14 protein-coding genes, 3 tRNA genes and 5 pseudogenes are annotated in these 23,680 nt (G+C 37.9%); 2 read left to right on the forward strand and 20 right to left on the reverse strand.

The features are described from left to right. Positions 1-95 precede the first annotated feature (95 nt). The 4 genes and pseudogenes from IC621_RS24910 to IC621_RS24925 all read right to left on the reverse strand — a co-directional run. Positions 96-169: transfer RNA gene (locus IC621_RS24910), tRNA-Gly, on the reverse strand. A 24-nt stretch (positions 170-193) separates the two neighbouring features. Further along, a tRNA-Pro gene (locus IC621_RS24915) sits at positions 194-270 on the reverse strand. A 105-nt stretch (positions 271-375) separates the two neighbouring features. Then, positions 376-452 (reverse strand) — tRNA-Arg (locus IC621_RS24920). 950 nt (positions 453-1,402) lie between these two features. Then, positions 1,403-3,553 (reverse strand): annotated as a pseudogene (locus tag IC621_RS24925) (type I restriction endonuclease subunit R); the annotation flags it as partial. 901 nt (positions 3,554-4,454) lie between these two features. On the opposite strand from IC621_RS24925, the gene IC621_RS24930 reads away from it, so the two are divergent. Further along, the gene (locus IC621_RS24930; protein WP_191162595.1) at positions 4,455-5,396 is read left to right on the forward strand and encodes a hypothetical protein; all 942 of its coding nucleotides are present in this window, start codon (positions 4,455-4,457) and stop codon (positions 5,394-5,396) included. A 48-nt stretch (positions 5,397-5,444) separates the two neighbouring features. Here IC621_RS24930 and IC621_RS24935 read toward each other — a convergent pair whose 3' ends face one another. The 15 genes and pseudogenes from IC621_RS24935 to IC621_RS25005 form a co-directional block, all read right to left on the reverse strand. Then, positions 5,445-5,621, reverse strand: a complete 177-nt coding sequence (locus tag IC621_RS24935; RefSeq protein ID WP_191162597.1) for a hypothetical protein — start codon at positions 5,619-5,621, stop codon at positions 5,445-5,447. 268 nt (positions 5,622-5,889) lie between these two features. Then, entirely contained in the window at positions 5,890-6,315 is a 426-nt protein-coding gene (locus IC621_RS24940; protein ID WP_191162598.1) for a response regulator, read from the reverse strand. A gap of 76 nt (positions 6,316-6,391) precedes the next feature. Then, positions 6,392-7,024: an HAD hydrolase-like protein gene (locus IC621_RS24945; protein ID WP_191162600.1), complete on the reverse strand. Its 633-nt coding sequence runs from the start codon at positions 7,022-7,024 to the stop codon at positions 6,392-6,394. A 489-nt stretch (positions 7,025-7,513) separates the two neighbouring features. Then, entirely contained in the window at positions 7,514-7,945 is a 432-nt protein-coding gene (locus tag IC621_RS24950; protein ID WP_191162602.1) for a MarR family winged helix-turn-helix transcriptional regulator, read from the reverse strand. After that, a complete protein-coding gene (locus tag IC621_RS24955) occupies positions 7,927-8,775 on the reverse strand; it encodes an NmrA/HSCARG family protein (RefSeq protein WP_191162603.1) in 849 nt (282 codons plus the stop codon). Before IC621_RS24955 ends, IC621_RS24950 begins: the two co-directional genes overlap by 19 nt. Positions 8,776-9,595: 820 nt before the next feature. After that, positions 9,596-10,264, reverse strand: coding sequence for a DNA alkylation repair protein (locus tag IC621_RS24960; RefSeq protein ID WP_191162605.1), 669 nt, complete (start codon positions 10,262-10,264; stop codon positions 9,596-9,598). 1,006 nt (positions 10,265-11,270) lie between these two features. Beyond that, complete coding sequence (locus IC621_RS24965; protein ID WP_191162607.1) at positions 11,271-12,032, reverse strand: ABC transporter ATP-binding protein; 762 nt, start codon at positions 12,030-12,032, stop codon at positions 11,271-11,273. Then, on the reverse strand, positions 12,029-12,829 hold the full coding sequence (locus tag IC621_RS24970) for an ABC transporter ATP-binding protein (RefSeq protein ID WP_191162609.1): 801 nt from the start codon (positions 12,827-12,829) through the stop codon (positions 12,029-12,031). Before IC621_RS24970 ends, IC621_RS24965 begins: the two co-directional genes overlap by 4 nt. Beyond that, the gene (gene nikC, locus IC621_RS24975; protein WP_191162610.1) at positions 12,826-13,674 is read right to left on the reverse strand and encodes a nickel transporter permease; all 849 of its coding nucleotides are present in this window, start codon (positions 13,672-13,674) and stop codon (positions 12,826-12,828) included. Before nikC ends, IC621_RS24970 begins: the two co-directional genes overlap by 4 nt. Further along, on the reverse strand, positions 13,671-14,618 hold the full coding sequence (nikB, locus tag IC621_RS24980) for a nickel ABC transporter permease (protein WP_191162612.1): 948 nt from the start codon (positions 14,616-14,618) through the stop codon (positions 13,671-13,673). Before nikB ends, nikC begins: the two co-directional genes overlap by 4 nt. Continuing rightward, positions 14,619-16,217: a nickel ABC transporter substrate-binding protein gene (gene nikA, locus IC621_RS24985; protein ID WP_191162614.1), complete on the reverse strand. Its 1,599-nt coding sequence runs from the start codon at positions 16,215-16,217 to the stop codon at positions 14,619-14,621. Positions 16,218-16,507: 290 nt separating this feature from the next. Further along, positions 16,508-16,717: pseudogene (locus tag IC621_RS24990) on the reverse strand (5-methyltetrahydropteroyltriglutamate--homocysteine S-methyltransferase); the annotation flags it as partial. Between the two features lies 1 nt (position 16,718). Further along, positions 16,719-17,913, reverse strand: a pseudogene (locus tag IC621_RS24995) (IS4 family transposase); the annotation flags it as partial. Between the two features lie 301 nt (positions 17,914-18,214). Then, a pseudogene (gene aspA / locus IC621_RS25000) lies at positions 18,215-18,517 on the reverse strand (aspartate ammonia-lyase); the annotation flags it as partial. A gap of 116 nt (positions 18,518-18,633) precedes the next feature. Further along, positions 18,634-19,095, reverse strand: coding sequence for a C1q-like domain-containing protein (locus tag IC621_RS25005; protein WP_191162616.1), 462 nt, complete (start codon positions 19,093-19,095; stop codon positions 18,634-18,636). Between the two features lie 438 nt (positions 19,096-19,533). On the opposite strand from IC621_RS25005, the pseudogene IC621_RS25010 reads away from it, so the two are divergent. Next, positions 19,534-19,782: pseudogene (locus IC621_RS25010) on the forward strand (tyrosine-type recombinase/integrase); the annotation flags it as partial. Positions 19,783-20,225: 443 nt separating this feature from the next. On the opposite strand, the gene IC621_RS25015 reads toward IC621_RS25010, so the two are convergent. Beyond that, positions 20,226-23,420 carry an SBBP repeat-containing protein gene (locus tag IC621_RS25015; RefSeq protein ID WP_191162618.1) on the reverse strand — a complete coding sequence of 1,065 codons (3,195 nt, stop codon included), beginning with the start codon at positions 23,418-23,420 and terminating at the stop codon, positions 20,226-20,228. Positions 23,421-23,680: the final 260 nt, after the last annotated feature.

Below are 23,680 nucleotides of genomic sequence, written 5' to 3' on the forward strand. Positions count from 1 at the left end.
GTGACAGTCTTTAGCAGAAGATCCATGACTCTTTTGTAAAAATAAATCTAGAATTAACGTTGACGCTTTGCTTTGTTTAGTTTTCAAAGATCATTTGGAGCGGGTGATGAGAATCGAACTCACGACATCAGCTTGGAAGGCTGAGGTTTTACCACTAAACTACACCCGCTTAAATAAGCTGAAATTTCTCGACTGGTCGGGAAGACAGGATTCGAACCTGCGGCCCCTTGGTCCCAAACCAAGTGCTCTACCAAGCTGAGCTACTTCCCGTTTTGGATGTCAGAGGTCGGAGGTGAGAGGTCTGAGATATTTCGTATTGCTTCTAAGCAAAGCTTACAATCTCACTTCTGACTTCCGATTTCTCACTTCAAAGAATGGCGCGCCCGAGAGGAGTCGAACCCCTAACCTTTTGATCCGTAGTCAAACGCTCTATCCAATTGAGCTACGGGCGCGTTTTTTAGCGACTTAAATATCGTACAACATCTGATATAAAAAGTCAATGGTTTTTTTAAATCTTTTTTGATGCGGTCGAGAGGACTCGAATCTTCATGGGATCGCCCCCACTAGACCCTCAACCTAGTAAAAACATATTATATTTTTATTTTCTAAATACCCTTATCTATTATGTTCTTTTATTTGATTTACACTGATTTAAGCCATTTTCTATTTATTCTGGGCAGTAAATGGGCACATCAATGTTTGAAGAGAACATTGATTATAATACCATTCTTCTTTCGTCAAATCAAGTCTTTTTTTCAACCAATGTTTCCTAATAAATTAATTTCTTCTATGATGTTCATCAAAAAAATTAACGATATGATTATATAAAAACTTTAATTCCGTAACCAGTTTTTTTTAAACTTTGTATTCGTTAAAATAATCGAATGATGTCGGAATAACTTGACTAGCCTTTTTAAACATCTTTATCGTCATTCAACAAAACGTCCAAAAATTTATATTTCTTTTTATAAATGTCTATAAAGTGAAATTTATATGATTATAGACTGAAATGTTAACGTTTTTTTATGAGTCTATAAAAGTGTACTTTTATGAACGTATTAAGATGATCTAAGATAACGTTAGATAAATTACTACATGGGATAGACTAATATAAAAAACCTAACTTTTCAATTAGCTTTCTAAAACAATTATTATATGGAACAAACTTTCTAATAGAAAGTTAATCCACCCATTAAATAAAAGCATATTTTAAAATTATAGGGAAAGCTAAATGTCAAAGAAGAAAAAATATATAGAAAAGAATTTTTGCTTTTACAAATAATCGAACAGGCCGGAGTTAATTTCTCCAGCCTAAAGTATATTATAGTTACATTCTATTTAATTGCCCCCTTAAAATTTTATGTAAAGAAAAATGGACATTTAACTTCATATTTAAAAACTTCTATCCATTCACTTCCGCATAAACTTCATTCATCATATCTTCCATAATAAAGTTTTTAAATTCTTCGTTCTCTAAAATCTTCATAAAGAATTTTTCGTTGCTGCCCATACGGTCGATAACGAAATCCATGAATGATTTTTCGAAAGCGAATTTAAAATTGTCTTTTGTATTGTTTTTCGCTTTTCGCTGAATGTCTTCACTGTTTAACATGTCTTCCTTTACCTGGTCACGTGAAAGGAAATCGGTTTCTGTAAACTCTGTACCGAAACGTTCGTTTAACTTATCTAAAATGGATGATAATCGAACCTTCTCATCTTCCACTGCACCACCAGTACCGTGTGAAGTCGGTTTTAAATCTACGCCACCTGTTTTCTCTAGTTCGATGCTACCTTCAAATACTTTCTGATTGCGATAATATTGAAGTGCCACATCATCAGCCATGTACACGTCTTTATCTTTACTGCTGCGAGGTAGCTTACGTAACAGATAGTTCAAATAAATGTATAGCTTGTGCAAATCAACATCAATGAACGTAGCAATTTGTAAAATGAATGCGTATGTACGAACGAACTTCGTTGCCGATGCTTTGAATGCTTCTTTTTCTTCTTCTTCATGCCGTTTAAAGCGATCCACACCTTTATCAATCCATGCATTCAGTTCCGTTTGTGCCTTCGTGGACTTTTTAAAGCCACCTTTTATCTCTAGCTCATTAACTGCTTGTATTTCTTCCTCTATAAAGACTTGATACGGTTCCAGTTCTGCTTGTAAGTCATATAAAATGTTCGGATCTGTCACTTCTTCAAGACCTGTCGTTTCATAATAAGGCTGGAAAGAAGCTTTAATATCTTCTGGATCATTCACAAAATCAAGAACAAATGTATCATCTTTACCTGGACAAGTACGATTTAAACGGGATAGTGTTTGAACAGCCTTAATCCCACTAAGTGGCTTATCAACGTACATCGTATGTAATAATGGCTCATCAAAGCCTGTTTGATATTTCTCTGCCACAAGTAACACCTTATATTCATCTGAATTGAACTTATCAGGCAATTCCTTTTCACTAAATCCATTCATATCAGGCTCTGAATAAGGAATCTCACCGTCTTTGACAATACCAGAGAAGGCAACAACCGTTTTCAAATCATCATATCCCATTTTATTGATGTATTGATCAAAAGCAATTTTATAACGAACTGCATGTAAACGACTTGCCGTAACAACCATTGCCTTTGCGCGGCCACCAATCTTATGCCGGGTAAAGTTGCGATAATGCTCAATAATGATCTCTGTCTTTTGTGCAATATTATGCGGATGGAGTGATACGTATTGAGCGAGCTTTTTCGTCGCTAGTTTTTGTGATACTAGTGGATCTTCATCAACTTTCTTTGCAATTTTATAAAACGTCTTATAGGTTGTGTAATTACTTAACACATCTAAAATAAAGCCTTCTTCAATTGCTTGGCGCATTGTGTATTCATGGAAGGCATGCGGCTTACCATCGGTTCCCATCGTCCCAAACTTTTCAATGGTTTTGGGCTTAGGCGTTGCAGTAAAAGCAAAGAATGAGATGTTATCTTGCTTTCCACTTTTCATAATCGTTTCAACGATTTGTTCATCTAAGTTATCCATATTTTCTTCCGCGACCCTGTCTTCCTCATAGGCATCTTCTAACGTCTTATCTGATAATATATTCGTTAATGCAGTCGATGCCTTCCCACCTTGTGAGGAATGCGCTTCATCGATAATGACCGCATACTTTTTACGGTCAAAGTCCGATACCTTTTCCATAATAAATGGGAATTTTTGAAGCGTTGTAATAATAATACGTGTCTCACCTGTGATGGCCTGTGCAAGCTGGTTCGAATCTTTATTAATACGCTCCACCATGCCAGCCTTATGTTCTAGCTGATACACAGCATCTTGCAATTGCTTATCTAATACACGACGGTCTGTAATAACGATAACACTACTAAACACCGCATTATTTTCTTCATCGTGAAGCTTTGCTAACCGATGAGATAACCAAGAAATTGAGTTCGTTTTCCCACTACCTGCACTATGCTGAATAAGATAATTTTGACCGACTGATTTAGCTTGTACATCTTTTTCAAGCTTACGCACAACATCTAATTGATGAAAACGTGGGAAAAAAGGAAGAAAGGCATTTTCCAACAAGATCAACAGCGATTCTTTTTCTAGTTGCAACAGCCCTTCAAGATATAGACAAAGAAAAGAAATATGTCCTTTCTTTTAAGAAGGGGGTGTTTTTTTATAATTAACACCATACTTCATTAAGAGTAGTTCAACGACTTCAATAACAAGAGATTTTAATCTAACCCCTTTCATTGCCGCAAGAATAGATATTTCCCTATGTAAATCGTTCGGAATATCCGCATTTAATCGCTTCTCAACCTTTTCATCTTTTATAGGAAAACTTCTTCCACCTCCTCAACTACTCATTTTGATACTTGAGTGATTATCTACATGGTACAAGGTTCGACAGATTTGGGGGAGTGTCATCTTTTAAGACCCTAAAATAACAAAAGGGGCTAAATTTTATAGCCCTTTTTATTGTGTATTATATGTTAGATTTATTATAAGATGATTATATAGGGACTCGCTTTTAAAGGAGAGATATAGGTGAAGAATTTAATTTATATTTTTATTATAATTTTGATTTGGATATTATCAGTAAGTTTTTTGTTCATTCATAGTACAGGTTATATGAATATTAGTCCTTGGGGGACGTACAATCTCGGCAATATTACCATTCAAATAGTGGTTATTTTGTTGCCAATTATGGGACTGTTTGTATCAATGCTTGTAAAGAAAAAAGTTATAAAATACATAATGACTTTAGGGTGCTTAGTAAACATTTATTATCTTTCCGTTCCATTTCTCTTTGCTTGGCTACATTATTTTAAGATTATTTAGAGAAATCTAAACTATGAAAAAATAAAAAACCAATCTGCTATTTCATTTTTTTACAGTGATGGTATTATATTATAGTAATATTAAAAACACTATACAAGAGGAGAAATAACAGTACATGGAAAAATTTAAAAAAATTAGTACGTTTCTTTGCTTTACTATTTTATTATTTTTTGTAAGTTCTATTTCTGTTGCTCAAGCTGAAGAAATACATAATGTAAATGGTTTACAATTATCAGATCAAGAGATTGAGAATTTAATATCTTTAGGTTTTACAGAAGAAGAAATTGAAAATATGGATCATGAAGAATATAAACTTAATAAAGATTTGAAGGGTGAAGTAGTAGCTTCAACAACTCAATATTTAAAAATAACTGAACCAGTTCAATCTGAGTTCAAATCATTCCAAGAGAATTCTTCACAAGAACCAACTTTAGTAGAATTGGATGAACAAACTTATTATGAAGAGTTAGCTAAAGAAAATGAATCATCTGGAAAAGTTTCAACATATGCAAGTAATTCTTCAAGTACTTCATATAAAAAAATGACAACTTCAATAACTAAATTATCCACTAACAATTATCGTTTAAAAAATAGCGTTACTTGGTCTAAAATGCCATATACTAGACATGTTGATGTATCCGGTATTGGAATTAACCAAACTTACTGGGCACCAACACCTAATACCCAATATGGAAAACAAAATTGGAAAACGTGGAGCTATTGTAATGGAACTCAATCAGGAAGTGCTACTTACACTACAAGTAGTGGTGCATGGAAAAAAGGTGCTGGTGGTTATGCATTAAAGATGAATCTTCCAAATAATGAAACTTCAGGAGGATGTGCTGCTGATAAAGTCAATACTTTATCAGGCTATATGTATTATAGTGTTAAACCGTTAGCATCGACAAATAGACTTGATGCTTATGGACAATATGCACATCAAGAAACTGTCTTTACTGTTCAACCATCTATTAGTTTATCAGGCGTAAGTTTTAATGTTTCACCAACCGACAAGTTTTCAGAACATCCTAATACTCATGTTTTAGTATATAAATAATCAAAAGAAGCTTTCCGAAAAATTGGAAAGCTTCTTTTGATTATTACTTTATTGACTTTTTTTTATAAATTTTCTTAGGTCAATAAATAAATAAAAAATGCCTACAAAAATAAACAGTAAAATAATCCATTCCATATTATCAGGTCCGATAAAACCATCAGTAAATGATAAATAATAAAACAAAAAACCGAATGAAATATATATAGATGCCGTTACATGTCTCAAAATAGTCCAACTCCTTTTCTTATTTAATCTTATCATTCAAGTTCATCACTGGCTTTTATTATTGCATACTTTATACAAAACTAATAACATAAATACAAATCATGTTGTTTACTTTTAACCTGAATCTGACAATTAGGTGATCACCATGAAGTAACTATACATTTTAAACCCCCAGATTTCACTTTTTGAATAGCTTCCTTCATACTTGAAACAGATAGTTTTTTCAGTATATTTTTGATTTGATTCTTAAGGGTATTATCACTTTTAATTAATTTTTTTGTATCTTTCTCCTCGAATATCCTTGCTCGACAAAATCATATACCTCCCTTTCGGCAGGAGTTAATTCTTTAAGTTGTTCTTCGTTTTTCAACCGACAATAATCTTTAAGCAAATCTTGAATTGGAGGGGTTTCATAATAAGTTGAACGGATGATTTCAGGTATACGAGTGGCATCTTTTTTCAAAATATAATTTGATGCTCCAGCCGTAAAAGCTTGTTGAATAACTTCCTCGTCTGACATAGAAGTTAACATAATGATTTTAGAAGATTTGCTTCGGTTTAATTCTAACGCTGTGTATATACCATCAAGATTGGCTACTGATAAATTAATATCTACAAGGAAAATATCAATATTATTCAAAGTATGAGAAAGTGTTATCCCTTCCTGTTGTGTTTGAGCAGGAATACCACCCATCTTAGAGAGGGGGACTTAGGATCAAATCGACAACAGATAATCGCAAATATACCACTGACTAGGAAAAAAATAACCATTAATTGACCTTTTCGATTATATTTAAAATTTCTTTTGGCTTCCTAACGATGAAGTCAGGATCGGCTTCGGTTAAAAGAACCTCGAAATCATACCCCCATGTCACTGAAATAATTTTAATGTTACTCTTTTTACATGCTACGATATCACGGTGTTTATCACCTACGAAGATAACTTCTTCTCTACATAACTTTGATGTTCTCATATAATTGTTAAGAGTTAAATGTCTACCGAAAAATCGATGAGTAGTAAGGATCTCTTCAAAGAAATCCATTTCATTCATTTCCAAGAATTTTTTAATATTCTCTTTTGAATTTGCAGAAATAAGTATCAGTTTAAACCCTGATCTTTTTAATTCTTGCAAAACAAATTTAATATTTTCGATTGCTTGAAGTTCTGGGATCATATCTTTGTATTTTTTCACAATATCAATTGTTAACATTGGAATTTTAAAGAAAGGAACATTAAACTTTTTAAAACGTTCTTTAAAAGTGATTGTACGGATGTAATCACTTTGATCTTGAGGCATTCTGGTATAATTATATTTATCTGCAAAGCTATTAAAAAGGTCGAATACGACTTGTCCTGACTCAACAATAGTTCCATCAAAATCAAAAATAACTACCTTGATCATTTTTTCACACCCCATTTGAATTTCTAAGTTGGTACATCAAGTCTTTTACACCATGCGAATATTTACATTAATTGTATTATGTCAGAACACCCTTTTACAAAGATGAATTGCAAAAAGGTACATTATATCTACACCTCGCGGCTTATTTTTTTGCGGTCATTGCGATACTTTAACGACTTAACACCCAAAAAACATAACCAGCTTTCATAAATACACACAAAAAAAGAGTAGACAACATTGTTGTAGCTTTGGAATAAAGTTTGATTAAAAACTTCTTACAAATCCGCATTCTAAGGTAAACAAAAAGAATCCATTTTGAAAAAAAGATTGATCAAAATGGATTCTTTCTTTGTGATTGGGTGTTCAGTTTTTATAAAAAGTTTGATCATTTTCTACCTGTGTTGCTCCAGAATCGCGCCCGTTAATGGCATAATGCTCCTCGAGATAGGCTTTCCCAAGGGGCGATAGAAGTAAGTGAAATATAACATGTTATTCACAACCCTTATTGTGATCTAAGGCTGTGTTAACCCTAGGTGCTATTTTTTGTGATAATATCACTAATAACTCTTTTTCTTGTTCCGTGAGATCTTCCGTCGTGATCCTTTCCAGAGAGCTCCACACACCCAAGACCTTTGTTTGAAGATCCCGACCGGCTTGGGTTAACGAAACGATGGTCACACGGCCATCTTCCTTAGAACGGCTGCGCGTAACGAGGCCCGCATCTTCCAACCTTCGTACCGTTTTCGCAACGGTTGAATGGTCAACACCCAATGTCCGGCCGAGGCAGTTTTGTGACTGACCATCCTGATCCCGCAATTGCATAATTATAATTTCTTGGCCTGCGAACAATCCTATCTTACGAAGCATTTGTCCAGCCAATGCGTGGTGGGACTTTTTTCTTCTTAAACAAATGGATCCCATCCCGAATTTTTAACCCAGGTTGATAAATCAAGCAATTCGGGATGAACTTTACGTAGTGAAGGAATGTCAGCTTGATACCCTTCAGTTTCTAACCATTCAAACATTTTATTTTTCTGAAATTGATCCCTGGCCGACTCCAAAACTTCACATGGCGTATCAAATACTTGACTAAACACTTTTGCCACTTCTGAAAGCGTCACTTCGTCCCCGGCAATTTCAATGGCCATTCCCTTGTATTTTTCCGGGTTGTTAAAGGCAATTGCAGCAAACGCCCCAATATCTTGCACCGAGATGATTTGTAATTTCGTATTCACATCCATAAATCCCTGTACCATCAATTTTTGTTCATGAGCTTGACTAAATCCTATAAAGTTTTCCATGAAACCAGCTGGACGGAGAACCGTAAAAGGTAAACCAATAGCACGTACATATTTCTCAACTTGCCACTTTGTTTCAAAATGGGGAACTCCACTTTCTCTTTCAGCGCCGCCGGCCGAGCCATATACAAAATGTGAGACGCCGACCTGTTTGGCAACATCCGCTACTGTTTTCCCATGTTGGATCTCTTTTTCGGGATCCTTTGAATACAAAGGTTGAACACTATAAACACCGTAAACTCCACGCATAGCTTCCAAGAGAGATTGCTGATTATCCATGTTCGCTTGAACGACTGTGGCGCCCTTTTTTTGCAGTTCTTGTGCAGCCGGTTGATCCGGGCGCCGCGAAACCGCGCGCACGGACCATCCATCAGCTAACAACTTCCTAGCAACTGCGCCTCCCTGTTTTCCCGTGGCACCCAACACTAATATGGTTTTGTCTGAATTTGTCATGTAGAAATCCTCCTTGTATTTTGTCATCCCAGTCTTATTATTCCTTGAACTCTGAATAGACCATTTATGAAAATGATCTGTGGTCGAATTTTACCTCCCCCTAAAACTTAGGGAGTTCAAGGGTAAGTTTTGTTATTAATTTTATATCCCTACTAAGAGTTCTTCAATAATCTGGCCCTTATATATAGTATCCGTTTCAAATCATTGATATGGTGCACCTTTTATCATTGTTTACATGTAACCATAGAAAAGCGTTTAAGGACTTGACTTGGAGCCTCTGTGGGCATGATTGGTCTTGAAAGGATGAAGCCGTTGTTTCATCTGGCATGCAGCCTATCATACCCACCCCTCCAAGTAAAGTCCTATCGTTGTTTACGTTGAAAACTATAATTACTTACTCAATATAATGGGTAAACAAAGTTAGAAAATAGGCTGTTTTTGTTTCGTTATTTACGATGAATACGGTCAAAAATCATACTACATATAATGGCCCTTTTCTGGAATAACTCTATTGCAATCAACAATTCCTGTATCTATCTTTTAGTACAGATATTCTTTTCCTTTTACTTTAAAAACACCCCTTTAGATAACCATTGTTTACTGCGCAGCTGGAAAGTTGTTCTTCTTAAAGATAAGCGCCCTACAGATCAAAAAGAGATAGTGGGTTAATCCTTTACATCTTCCTTGCATATTTCACTAACTAGCTGCCATAACGCGTTGTTTTCTTTATTTTTCGGTACAAGCCTATTACAATTTTCATATTGAGGCTTTGAATTCCTTTATTTTTTGCATTAAACCCTAATAAATTTTTCAGAGGTAACTAATTATTATGTCGTTTGTTAACTTCAATCGTAATGAACTCCGGCAAATAGCTGGGAGTGCATCCTTTTGCTACTATTTCATCTTTGTAAAGACCCGTTTTCTCACCAAGTTTAATACAACGTGCACGATTCTTTTCATCATAAACGCCTATCCAGCCTGCGGTGAAATTCATAGCCCATTGAACTTCCGGTTCTTCCTGCGTAATATTAGCTTCTAATGCAGATAGCAAGTCTGCGGTGTTATCAGGCGGTGTTTGTCCAGTCCATCTCAATCGCCCTTGATAATACCAGAAAGCTCGCCTTTGAAGAGCAGAAGGACTATTTTCCCATGACTCCATCAATGCAATTTTCTTCTTGTCTTTGGTGAGCTGATTAGCCATTAACCAATCCATTAAGTTATTTCGCTCATCAAAAGTGTGAGTCTGCATATCCTTATCAAGCTTATTTAGCACATCTTGTGAAAGAAGTTTTTTGTCCATAATTAAGATTGCTAATAGTCTGGGCAAAAACTCTTCGGTTGACCAAAGTTCCATAGCTAGTTCGTGATCTTTTTTAATGTCCTTCGCGATTTTTCGTAAGTCGCCTAGCTTCGTTTTACTATTGATCTGAAGTAGAATGTTTTCTGCTTTTGAAGAGCGTTTTATTTCTGTATCTTTTTTTTCATCCATTTTATACAACTCCTTTATTAAAGCACTGTTTCATAATATGTCCTTGACGGGATATATCAAGAACTTAATTTCGTTATAAGTCTTATTGCAGTGGTGTGCCTCCAAAGTTTACCTTTTTTAATATGTAGGATATATCGTTTTAAAGCTTTCTCCACCTACAATAGAAGAGCAACCATCTTTAATATAATAATAACATTTACTTCCTTTTAATTGGATACGAAAAGAGCATTCCTTTTTAAAGAAACGCACCCATATATACAGTATGATTTTTGACCGTAACTATCGTAAATAATGAAACAAAAACAGGCACTTTTCTAACGCTTATCTAGGAATACATATAAACAAAGATAAAAGGTGCATCATATCAATGTTTTTTTGCTGATACTGTATATATACTAGATTTAGTTAAAGTACAATATTTCACAATCTTTTCGTGTAAACTTAGGTACCTCATAAATTCATCCAATAAAAAAAGGCTTTGAACTCGAAAGAACAAAGACTTTTTTAAATATTAATTATTAAGCATACCAATCAATAATTTCAATGCTTCGTTGATTGGAGTTACAGGACGTTGAAGTAAGGGCCTTAAGGGATACTTAGCCTATTTAGCGACTGTTTACTGGAAGATTTTACAGTTGTGGCGGTTCAATCTACTTTTGGTTGCCATACCCCTATAGAAGCAGTAACCCACGCCTCATCCGAGTGACATTAGGAATTAAAGTACCTCTTGAACCAATAAAGTTCTGAGAGGTACTCCTTAATGGACCTTTTCGAGGGGTTGGACAAAAAAACCCCATATTGGATATTAAGGTCTAAAAAGTTCCGTAAAATAGAAGAATCGGAACTAATTTCTCTAATTACTTAGTAAAACATTAATATTTTGATTACTTATAAGTGTCAAAAACAATGTAAGTTCCGATTCTAATTACATTTTCGGAACTTTGCCCCAGAGTAGCCAGTTGCTGGTTTTGGGCCATATTGGTGTTGTTATTCACTATCGTTCTATCTAAAAAATTGAAATGAGCTCTTTTGTATAAGGATGGCGTTCCTCAGCAAATAAATGATCGCAGTTGAATTGATCGACAAGCTTCCCTTCTTTCATAACCATGATCCGCTGGCTCATTTGCCTGACAGCAGCTAGATCATGTGAAATAAATAAGTAAGAGAGATTTAAAGTTTCGCGAAGCTCTGTTAATAAAGTAAGCACTGCCCCTTGCGAGATGACATCAAGGCTTGCGGTCGGCTCATCTAGAACAATGAGCTCTGGTTCAATGCTGATAGCACGAGCAATCGTTACACGTTGCCGTTGTCCACCACTTAATTCATGAGGATATTGATTGGCTAAATCCGACGGCAGCTCAACGGCTTCAAGAAGCTGCTTTACAAAGGCATCCTTAGAAGTATAGGAAAAATGGCTAAGGTTCAGTTCTTTCCTATACTGGGCGTAAGGGTCAATCAGCGAATCCTTAATTTTAAGCTTTGGATTTAAAGCAGCTGATGGATTTTGAAACACGATTTGAATCTTTTTTCGATAAGGGTGCAACTGACGCTCATTAAGCTGTTCAATTGCTTCATTCTTAAAATAGATCGAGCCACTGTCAATCGATTCAATCCACAGCAAGCAACGAGCCAGTGTGCTTTTACCACAACCACTTTCACCGACAAGGCCAAGACACTCACCCTTGTTCAGTTCAAATGAGAGGTTATTCACCGCTGTTTTTCCTGCTGGATATGATTTTGTTAGTTGTTTAACAGTAAATAGACTCATACGCTATCTACCTCCTGTAACCCCGATGGAAGGCCGCGGTCTAGTGTAGGTGCGGCTTGGATTAACTGCTTTGTATATTCATGCTGCGGATGGTCAAGTATACGATGCTTCCCGCCTGATTCAACGATTTCCCCTTCCTTCATGACAGCTAGACGTGTCGCATAGCGTCTAACATGGCGCCAATCATGGGTGATGAATAAAATCGCACAGCCTGTTTCTTTTTGCCGCTTTGCAAGCAATTCTAAAATCCTGTGCCCGGAGACGCTATCAAGTGCCGTGGTAATTTCATCTGCAATTAATAAATCAGGCGACAGCAAGAGTGCCATAGCAATCGAAACTCGCTGAAGTTGTCCGCCACTTAACTGAAAGGGATATCGCTTGTACAAAGCTTCATCTAACCCAACAGAGTCAAGTGCCTCCACCGCCTTCATTTTCCTTATTTTAGCATCGAGTTCACCATGGGCTTTCTGGTATTCTTCAAAATGCTGGCCAATTGTTCGAAACGGTGTAAAAGAGCCTTGATAATCTTGAAAAATATAGGACAGTTTTTGGCCGCGAATTGTCCTCATCTTTTTTGATGATAACGATAGCAAATCTTCTTCTTTAAAAAGTATTTTTCCCTCAACCTGCAAATTAGGTGACAGCATTCGTCCAATTGCCTGTGAAAGTAAGCTTTTTCCGCTCCCGCTTTGCCCAACCAGTGCATACCATTCTCCTTCACGAATAGAGAGTGACACGTTATCAACAATTTTCTTCTTTCTGCTGCTAATTGATACTTGCTCAATCGATAAAATCATGGCCGCACCTCTTTCTTCACATCAAAATGGTCACGTAAATAATCGCCCAGCATATTGGTTAGCAGCACAACAACCACAATCGCTAAACCAGGATAAATCATTAATTCAGGTCTTGACTGAAAATACGGGCGTGAGTCGTTCAGCATGGCTCCCCATTCAGGAGTTGGCGGCTGTGCTCCAAGACCAATGTATGAAAAGGCAGAAATAAGCAAAATAATTTTGCCTAGATCAAGGCTTGCAAGAACGAGAACATGCCCCACAATATGGGGAAATAAATGCTTACGCATGATTTTACTTGAAGATAGTCCATTTGTACGAGCAATCAGCACGTACTCTTTTTGGGATTCTGATAAAACCGTGCTGCGAACGAGACGAGCATAACTAACCCATTTTACCATCACAATAGCGAGCACAAGGTTTGAAATGCCCGGTCCAAGTAAACCGCTCAAAACAATGGCGACAATCATATCTGGGAAAGCTAAAAATCCATCGGCAATTCGCATAAATACCCGATCAACTAACCCACGTTTATATCCGGAAATAAGACCAAAGGGGATGCCGATGATGAGGGCTACAACCAACGCTAGCAAGCTATAACCAATTGTTTGCTGACCACCTAGTAAAAGCCTGGTCAGTACGTCCCGACCAAGTTGATCTGTTCCAAGTGGATGCTGAAGACTCATCCCCTGAAGGCGTCCATCGAGATTTGTAAATGTCGGATCATGCCGTAAATAAAAAAAAGTGTAGATGGCGACTACAAACACAAAGGCTACAATTATCAGCGCCATCATCCCTTGCCAACTATACTTTTTTACCTTTGGCAAACGTATAGACAATCCTTTCATCCTCTAGTCTCCCTTTCTTTAATTTTCATTTCGGGATTTAAATACCGGTAAGATAAATCCACAAATGTATTTAAAATAAAAACAAAGATTGCCATGATTAAAATATACCCCTGTATTAACGGATAATCACGTTGACGGATCGCATCAACGACAAGCTTTCCTATCCCAGGATACGCAAATAAAACTTCAATCACCACAACACCGCCAATTAAGCTGCCTAAGCTGACTCCAAACACGGTAATAACTGGAGGGAGGCTGTGCCGAAATGCATGCATTAGAAAAATCCGCTGTTCAGCCAGCCCGCGCGCTCTCGCTGCACGGATAAATTCCTGACTAAGCGAATCAAGCAGGCTGGAACGAAGCAAACGAACATATACACTTGAAATGGCCAGCCCTAGTGTCAGTGACGGTAAGACCAAGGAGGCGATTCCATCTCTCCCCATGGTCGGAAGCCAGTTAAAACGTACACCGAATAAATCAATAAAAATAAGGCCTAGCCAAAAACTTGGGATGGCCGCGCCAATAATTGAAAGGATTCTCGTCACCTGATCAATCCAGCTATTCCGATAAAGGGCAGATAGCGATCCCAGTGGAATCGCTACGACTAGCATGACAATCAATGAACCAACAGCTAATTCGATTGTGGCAGGCAGCCCCATTAAAATCATGTCCATTACAGGTTGACCCGTAACATAAGAGTTCCCGAAATCAAGCTGTATAAATTTAAGCAGCCAAAGCCCGTACTGAACGAGCAATGGCTTGTTAAATCCTAATTCCTCTCTTAATTCCTCTACTTGCTCCTGGCTAACTGCTAGCTCATCAACATTCAAAATGGTCAAAACAGGATCACCCGGTGCAAGCCGAACAAACAAAAAACTAACAAATGTAATAAATAACATAAAAAATAGAACTTCAAAGAATTTCCGAGCAAGAATTTGAACCATTTACTTCACATCCAGCTCGTTTGTAATCATGTAATATTCACTACGTGTTGTCACCCAATTTTCAACTTTGTTTTCGTTATACGCAACAATCGTGGAAGGATGAAGGACAAATGAATTGATTACATTATTATGGACATAATCAGCCGCCTGCTCTGCAAGCATAGCTCGTTCTTCTTGATTGACAGTTTGATTGAGCTTATCAATGATAGCAGTTAGTTCAGGATCATGGGTACCACTAAAGTTGAGAGCGCCAGTTGGATGATACGTTGCATTTAAATAATAACCAGCATCTCCGCGCGGTGCTGTTAAATTACTATACGTAGCCAAATCCCAATCGCGGTTTGATGCCATGTATTCTTCAGGAATATCAATTTGGCGAATTTCAACATCAATTCCGATTCGTTTAGCGTCCGATTGGAAAACTTGAGCAATTAATGGCAAATCAGCTCTTGCGCTATATGTTAAAAGAGTAAATGTAAGAGGCTCTCCGTCTTTTTGCATTTTCCCGTTTTCAAGTGAATAGCCCGCTTCCTCCAAGTACTTGACAGCGATATCCGTTCCGGTTTCACTCTGTTCATAAGACGGGGCAAACGGCAGTGATGGTAAAAATGGTCCAACAGCAGGTTTCGCATACCCTAAAAGAATCGTATCCACAATCTTCTGACGGTCGATCAATGCATCAACAGCGCGACGCACATTAACATCCTGCAAACTTTTACGCTCCATATTCATCGTCATCTGATGTATACGGAATGTCTCAGTTGATTCAACTTTCATCCCATCTTGCGCCTGTAATGATTCCAAGCTTTCTACCTCTGGACGATAAACAATATCAACTTCCCCAGATTTCAGTGCTAGCGTACGAGCATTTGCATCCTCATTAAAAGCGAATGTCACTGAATCAAGATTTGAAGCACCATCCCAATAATCAGCATAACGCTCAAGCTCAAGCTTGCTTCCAGGTGTGAATGATTTTAAGGCAAAAGGTCCTGTACCGACCGGTTTATTGATAAAATCCTTTTCTGTTACGTCAATGATCGAAACGTTTGGGTTAACAAGCTCCGAAACAAACTCTGGAAAAGGTTCTTTCGTTGAAATATTCAATGTATAGCCATCTGCTTCAATCTTATCGATTTTGAGTGCATTTTGAATAGCAACACTCTCTTTCAGCGCTCGTTCAAGAGAGGCTTTCACCGCTTCAGCATCCATTTTATTACCATTTTGGAACGTGACATCTTCACGAAGTTTAATCGTCCAATGTTGACCATCCTCACCTTCCCAGCTTTCTGCCAGCCATGGTGCAATAGTTAAATTTTCTTCATCTAGTCGGACTAGCGTTTCAGTTATCCCTGCTCTTAACGGAAGATAACTTGAATCAACATGAGGATCTAGAGAATTAGTGGAGAAATTATAGAGAAAATTGATGTGCTTGTCTTCTGTTTTTTCCTCATCAGTACTTCGCGAGGGCTGCGTACAAGCACTTAACAAGCTGATACATACCAATAAGATACTAATTTTAAGAAAGTGAACTCTTATGTATTCATGGAAACTTTTAAAACTGACGTAGCCATGCCAATTATTATTTTTAATTGTTTTCATAGTGAATCTCCCTTTTTCGTAATTGTTCCGGTTTATATAGTATCGTAATGATTCTTATTTGACAAGGGTAAATATTTTCAGAAGTTATTTTATCAGGGGTACCGCCACATACCCATCAAGCTAAAATTTTGCAGCACCCCCAGAACGAAATTTTAGACCTTCTTGTAACAAAGAAGATAATTTTATCGTTTTGGGAGTGACCTGTTTTCTTGACTTGATAGGCATGGTACCTTTAATAGAAGACTTGATTTCAAGATAATCTTATAAGACATAATTAATGGTCTTCCACTTTATTTCCAAACATCTTGAGCAATCTCAATGACATGACTAACTTTGTTCCATTGCTGCTCATCAGTTAAAAGATTTCCTTCTTCTGTTGAAGAAAAGCCGCATTGAGGGCTCAAGCAAAGCTATTCTAAACCAACATATTTACTTGCCTCTTCAATTCTAGCTTTAATTATATCTGGATTTTCCAGTTCTCCAAATTTAGATGTAATTAACTCAACTTTCGCAGAGTGAAATCGGTAAATAAGCCTTAATATAATTGGGAAGGCCTGCAATCCACTGCTGTAGTTGACTTTCTATTAATTTTTTGGTCATTTTGTTGGAGTTTTTTAGGGTATCTAGAAGAAGCTCGATCAACTGCTGTAAGGCTACAGCCCAATCAAGTTCATTGATTTCATCACATAGTTCATAAAAGAGACCACCGATGGTGCGATCGTCTGTGTTACACCGATTCTGCCACGAGAGGATAATATAACGGGCAAATACGATGGTTGTATGGCTGACAAGCAGATCATAAGAACTGCCTTGAAATTCCTTTTGAAGACGTAACAGTGATTTTGTCGTCTTGAAGAAGACCTCAATGTCCCAACGCATTCCGTAAATGCGCACGATTTCTTGTTCTGTGAGGGTACAATCCGTACTAAGAATCGCCAGCCATTCGCTTTTCTTGTTCCGGTTTTGAATGAAGACCACTTTTACCGGAACCCCGTTTGCCTTTACCGTATGAATGGAGCGAAGGATTCCTTTTTTCCCTTGAATCGGAAGGGACAAACGATAAAGTTCCGTTAAAGAGATCGCTTTGTCTCCTACAAGATAGCGTTGGTTCGTGTCTTTTACCATCCCGATGACGTCAAGTCCCTGTTTCACAATCGATTGAATGAGAGGCTGCCTGAGTAAACCATGTATCCATCAAAACATAACGGGCTTCTACGCCTGCAACCATGGCACGCTCAAGCATTGTCGGAATTTGTTCGGGGGCTGTTTGTAGAGCCTCCTTACGCCGTTGATATCCAGATGTACGCTTATCTACTTTCTCAGAAATTCCATTGATCTGGGCCTTTTTGGAGCTTAATAAAGCAAAATCAACCGGCATAAAGGAGCAACCCTCGGACCACCCTAGAGTAAGCATACGAAAGCCTTTATAGAACCTGTTTCGGATGGATGAGTGATCCTTGCAGCGGGCAAGCAGCTCGACTTTCTTACTCCGATTCCGTTCAAACATGGAGTCATCAATGATGAATACTTTTACACGACGTTTATCTGTCAAGGCACTTACCTTGGAAATGGTCGAGGAACTAAAGGAAAGCAAGAAACGGCGCCATGCGAACTTCGAATAGTTGAGGAAACGATAAACCGCATCCTTCGCTGGCCATTCATCGGCTTTTTTAGAGTCCAAAAGCCGGAACCAATTCTATGGTTTTTGATAAAACCAAAAAAGACATGATTTTCATTTATTTTTTTGTGTTTTTTGTATCAAAACTTATTTCAAAATCAATTTATCATAAATGGATGTTTTTGATTATCTTAAAAATTCACAAGAAAAAGGAAGTATTCATGCTTTGATGAAGACTTCCTTTTTTACTTTATTGAAATACATTTATAAATACCTTTATTTCATTAAACCAATTTTGTTTGCTATATACTTCCGAAATTTTTATCGTCCTTTGTTATTTACACCAGAATTCAACTTCTACCATTGATGATCGTGTTTGTCATACCTTTTCTAACAATGAAGAACCTGCAATTCCTGGTTTCGTCATTTCGTAAGGATCCAATATAATATCTAGTTCTGCTTCACTCAGCACGTCATATTTTAAACATAATTCACGTATTGATTTCCCATCTATAATAGATTCTCTAGCTATTTTCGAAGCGACATTATATCCAATGTGCGGATTAACTGCCGTTAATAACCCTACACTTTTTTCAACATATTCTTTTAGAATCTGTTTATTGGCCTTTATGCCAGAAACACAATAATCTGTAAACACTCGAAATCCATTATTCATAATTTGTAGTTTACGATTCAATTGGAATATTCTTTGGTTTTTGAGCAAACAAAATTTCTATATCTCCTGTTTATCCGAATTTTTTCGGAAGTGACTTAACCATTGCACCGTTAATTTCTATTTTATGCTGTTGGAGATGGAAATCTAGCACCTGCAAAACGAACCCTACTATCTGCTAAAATTGAACCAGGAGTGGTACTAAGTGCAATAACTTCTACCCGATCTCCAGCATTCAACCGAAGTATATCATTAACTTCTACTACATTAAAGATCGCAGCGTTGAATCCCGTATAATCAACCTCTACATCTGGCGCTGATCCGTTTACAGTAAATTGTAATTGTACTTCATAATCAACGTTTAGATTGTTAGGGCGAAAAATAATAGCTGAAGTAAAAAAATATATTCCTGCAGTTTTTGCAACAAATGTGGACGTAGCGGGATTATACTCATTCGCTAAATCAAATTGTTCATTCGAGAATAAAACTCTTCCAAAAGTGTTTGCTACAGGAAAAGGTATAGAGGTAGCAGTATTAACAGCTCTAAAAGCTGAGGATTTGCATTTACATTCTTTTCTAATTCCCATATTAAACCTCCTTTCTAGTAAAGTCATTACTATCATATGTATCAACGATAAATTGGTATAGGACAAAGCATAGAAACCGCGAAAACAAACCCTGCTCCATCCGGTAGCAGTTCCTTCCATAGATTACTAGAATAAAAAGAGGTTGAGTACTTTTAGATACCCAACCTCTTTTTTGCCGATAATTGGCTTTATGTAATCTAGATTTGTATAAAGTATGCATTCGATCCTTTGAGAGCTTTTTTAATTAAAGGAGTGTCCAATTGAAGCCGTATAGTTTAATGCTATTTGCTGGGGATATACCTATACACTTTCCCTTTTTACCCATCCCCTCTAAAAGTCCTGATTCGATTATAAATACGTTCCAAAGACAATCAGATACAAAAAATGGTGACCACGCCGCAGTCACCATAATCCTCCTGATTTCACTTTCTTTATTATACCCCTTCCAGGAAAGATATTTTTAGTCGTAAGATTAAAGACTTTTGCAAAAACAGCGATCTTACCCCTATACGGTTACATGATTTTAGACATTCACATGTCGCATTATTAATTCATCAAGGAGAAGATTATATAACAATTAAAGAGCGTTTAGGACATGGTTCTATAAAAACAACAATTGATGTCTACGGACACTTATATCCAAACAAGCAAAAGGAAATGGCTGATAAGTTGGATGACTTACTGTAAAGTGACAATAAAGTTTTTTTAATTTTAAAACTTCAAACAAGCATAACCCCGTTCTAAATTTAGGACGGGGTTAATATATAGTTGTTTAATCTTTGATCTAAGATACTTCACTGTATTTAAAAATATAACAATAAAGTCCTTTAAAAATCTAAGTTTTATTCAACAATCACGCCCTTTTCTGGAATAACTCTATTGACATTAAATCATTTCTTGATTTTGTTTTCTGTAGTGGCCCCCCAATGTGCGAATCGTTTCCTTACCCCTACAAGTTGAAATTTCACCAAATAGTATCCACCACTACCCAGATGAGGCCATAAAATGATGTCTCCGGTTTCTCCATCTATATCAAGATACCAATCTTTCCACTTAGTATTAGCATTGTTTTGAAGAATGACAGTACCATTGAAGCTTTACAAAAAATGAAAGAGGAAGAAAGAAACTTTCTACTTTTCTTCAGGCGGGGCTGGAATATTGTTTGGCCTCGGGAAACAGAACTTGCCGAGTACTTCGAGTTTTACCGGATATTCTACCTGTAACTCTTTACAAAGGGTCACTGTAAGTGGAATCATGGGACCAAAGGGATCGCTTCCCATCAACGGGCCATTCGTACGGCATATGACCTGTGTAGCGCGGCAAAGAATGTTTTCCTCCGTAATCCCCTCCGGAATGCAGACCATCACCTCATCCTGGAATTGTGTACGGACGGTAAAGATACATTGTTCTTCCTCATCTACCGAAACGGTTAGATTAATTGGAACTGTCCATGTGACTAACATTTTTCCAGGATTACCATTCTCTAAAATCGTAGGTTTGCATGTCACTGCATCAGACAAAGGCTCTGTACAAGTCACTGTTACCGCAAGTCCTTCCGCCAACGCAGTCGCAACGGTAGCTCGGCAATCTTCATCCGGAATGATACTTTTGTTGAAGTACCGGCTAGAGAAGAATATCCAGTCATAGACCTTTTTTGTCCGAATACAAGTTGGTTCAGTTAGCACAGGTGGTTTCGCTTCTTGAACAGTCACAGTAAACGAGCAGCTAGATGTGTTCCCTGATGCATCCGTCGCTGTACAAGTCACAGTGGTCATTCCTACAGGGAAAAAGCTTCCTGAGGCTGGAGAACATAAAAACGTCACTCCAGGACAATTATCGCTTACAGTAGGGGGTGAATAGGTTACAATTGTTCCTCCTTCCCCGGTGCTTACAGCTACTGTTATGTCGTCAGAACATGTAATTTGAGGCGGTTCGGTATCATTCACCGTAATTTGGAAGGCACACTCCTGATTATCTTCTGTACACGTTACGATGGTATCTCCAACGGGAAAAAATGACCCGGAAGGAGGATCACAGGTAGCTCCAGGGGGGGAATTATAGGTCACAATGGCCCCACACTGCCCTGGGTCATTATCAACGGTGATATCGTCTGGGCATTGGAGTCCAATTTTCGTAACAAACGCATCAACCCCACCTCCAAAAGTTGGCTGAAACGCATTAACGGTCGGAAAGTCAGGGGAGTTAGTAGAACCGGTCACATACGCATTTCCTATCTCATCCACGACTATACTACTACCAATATCATCTCCAGTTCCTCCTAAATACGAGGAGTAAATCAATCCACCGGACGGATCTACCTTCGTCACATACACATCTTGCCCTCCTCCAAACACGGGCTGAAACGCATTGACGGTCGGAAAGTCAGGGGAATGAGTAAAACCGGTCACATACGCATTTCCCATCTCATCCACGACTATACTACTACCCTGATCACTATTGATTCCTCCTAAATACGAGGAGTAAATCAATCCACCGGACGGATCTACTTTCGTTACATACGCATCTCGCACTCCTCCAAATGCAGGTTGAAACGCATTGACGGTTGGAAAATCAGGGGAATGAGTAAAACCGGTCACATACGCATTTCCCATCTCATCCACGGCTATACTACTACCCTGATCAATATTGGTTCCTCCTAAATACGAGGAGTAAATCAATCCACCGGACGGATCTACTTTCGTCACATACGCATCAAACCCACCTCCAAAAGCTGGCTGAAACGCATTGACTGTCGGAAAATCAAGGGAAAGAGTAAAACCGGTCACATACGCATTTCCTATCTCATCCACGGCTATGCTGTTACTTAAGTCATTTCCAGTTCCTCCTAAATACGAGGAGTAAATCAATCCACCGGACGGATCTACTTTCGTCACATACGCATCAAACCCACCTCCAAAAGCTGGCTGAAACGCATTGACTGTCGGAAAATCAGGGGAAAGAGTTATACCGGTCAAATACGCATTTCCCATCCCATCCACGGCTATGCTTCTACCGTCATCAGTATTGATTCCTCCTAAATACGAGGAGTAAATCAATCCACCGGACGGGTCTACTTTCGTCACATACGCATCTTGCCCTCCTCCAAACACGGGCTGAAACGGATTGACGGTCGGAAAGTCAAGGGAGGAAGTCCGACCTGTCACATACGCATTTCCCATCCCATCCACGGCTATGCTACTACCAAAATCATCTCCAGTTCCTCCTAAATACGAGGAGTAAATCAATCCACCGGACGGATCTACTTTTGTCACAAACGCATCTTGCCCTCCTCCAAACACGGGCTGAAACGCATTGACGATCGGAAAATCAGGGGAATGAGTAAAACCGGTCACATACGCATTTCCCATCTCATCCACGACTATACTACTACCCTGATCACTATTGGTTCCTCCTAAATACGAGGAGTAAATCAATCCACCGGACGGATCTACTTTCGTCACATACGCATCTCGCACTCCTCCAAATGCAGGTTGAAACGCATTGACGGTCGGAAAATCAGGGGAATGAGTAAAACCGGTCACATACGCATTTCCCATCTCATCCACGGCTATACTACTACCAAAATCATCTCCAGTTCCTCCTAAATACGAGGAGTAAATAAGCTCAGGATCAATAATAAGCGGATAGCAAACGTCTACGTAATCGGTAATCGAAAATTGTAAGACATCTTCTCCATCTTCGTCTTGACAAAGGTGAAAAGCACTTTCCACGTCAACCTTCTTGCCGTCCTTAACCTGATAACTAATAGGTCGTTTATCTTTAATTTCTCCAATGAGGGTATCAATTAATAAATTTCCTTCCTCATCTAACGATAAGTCCTCCGCCCCTCTATACGTAAAACAAATATCATCCACATTAGCCCCCGGATTGACGAAAAAATCATATTTGATTTGATCCTGTTCTCCTCGAAAAACAAGGTCAATCCCTGGCCATACCTCCTGATAAACCACTTCCATAAAGGTAGAAATATTCGTGTGCCACTTGTTTGGATTGGGTCCCCGAAAATAATTGACCTTCCCTTCCAATTCTCCTCGTGCTATTGGACTGATTTTGTGTCCTCCATTCAGGAAACGAAAATCTAATCGAAACCCTTTTCGTTCTTTTGGTGTCGTTTCGATCATTTCTTCTGCTATTGAAGCTTGTTCTTGAGGTTCATTTTCTAAAAATACAAAACTGGCCCCTTCGTTCGTAAAAAAAACGTTGCAACCCCTGGCTTTGCAATAATAAAGAAGATGCTCATGTTCCAATTGACCTTGGTTCGGGACAAAATATATGGGCATCTTTGTATTGGTATAAGAAACCATCCCCCCGCCCCCTTGATATTTATTAGTTATCCCTAAAATATGTCCAGAAAATTGGATATGTGCAGGGCAAACGCAAGGATGGGTTTCCTTTACAAAAAGAAATAATGAGTAATGAAGAGATTATATGCCCATAAAAAAAGAGTGCATCCTTCTTAGATTAAAACACTCGGTTTAGACCCCTTATTTTAGACACAAACTTTTATTTTCTTTGTTTATCGCAATATTTCATTTTCTTCTTCACCTTTGAGATTGTAGATGAT

This window comes from Metabacillus arenae (assembly GCF_014773385.1).
GTDB classification, from domain to species: Bacteria; Bacillota; Bacilli; order Bacillales; family Bacillaceae; genus Metabacillus_D; species Metabacillus_D arenae.

Excerpts from the sequence above, each read along its gene's own strand:
- IC621_RS24930 (WP_191162595.1), top strand. The coding sequence starts at position 4,455 with ATGGAAAAATTTAAAAAAATTAGTACGTTTCTTTGCTTTACTATTTTA.
- IC621_RS24940 (WP_191162598.1), bottom strand. The coding sequence starts at position 6,315 with ATGGGTGGTATTCCTGCTCAAACACAACAGGAAGGGATAACACTTTCT.
- IC621_RS24945 (WP_191162600.1), bottom strand. The coding sequence starts at position 7,024 with ATGATCAAGGTAGTTATTTTTGATTTTGATGGAACTATTGTTGAGTCA.
- IC621_RS24950 (WP_191162602.1), bottom strand. The coding sequence starts at position 7,945 with ATGGGATCCATTTGTTTAAGAAGAAAAAAGTCCCACCACGCATTGGCT.
- IC621_RS24955 (WP_191162603.1), bottom strand. The coding sequence starts at position 8,775 with ATGACAAATTCAGACAAAACCATATTAGTGTTGGGTGCCACGGGAAAA.
- IC621_RS24960 (WP_191162605.1), bottom strand. The coding sequence starts at position 10,264 with ATGGATGAAAAAAAAGATACAGAAATAAAACGCTCTTCAAAAGCAGAA.
- IC621_RS24965 (WP_191162607.1), bottom strand. The coding sequence starts at position 12,032 with ATGAGTCTATTTACTGTTAAACAACTAACAAAATCATATCCAGCAGGA.
- IC621_RS24970 (WP_191162609.1), bottom strand. The coding sequence starts at position 12,829 with ATGATTTTATCGATTGAGCAAGTATCAATTAGCAGCAGAAAGAAGAAA.
- nikC (WP_191162610.1), bottom strand. The coding sequence starts at position 13,674 with ATGAAAGGATTGTCTATACGTTTGCCAAAGGTAAAAAAGTATAGTTGG.
- nikB (WP_191162612.1), bottom strand. The coding sequence starts at position 14,618 with ATGGTTCAAATTCTTGCTCGGAAATTCTTTGAAGTTCTATTTTTTATG.
- nikA (WP_191162614.1), bottom strand. The coding sequence starts at position 16,217 with ATGAAAACAATTAAAAATAATAATTGGCATGGCTACGTCAGTTTTAAA.
- IC621_RS25005 (WP_191162616.1), bottom strand. The coding sequence starts at position 19,095 with ATGGGAATTAGAAAAGAATGTAAATGCAAATCCTCAGCTTTTAGAGCT.
- IC621_RS25015 (WP_191162618.1), bottom strand. The coding sequence starts at position 23,420 with ATGGTTTCTTATACCAATACAAAGATGCCCATATATTTTGTCCCGAAC.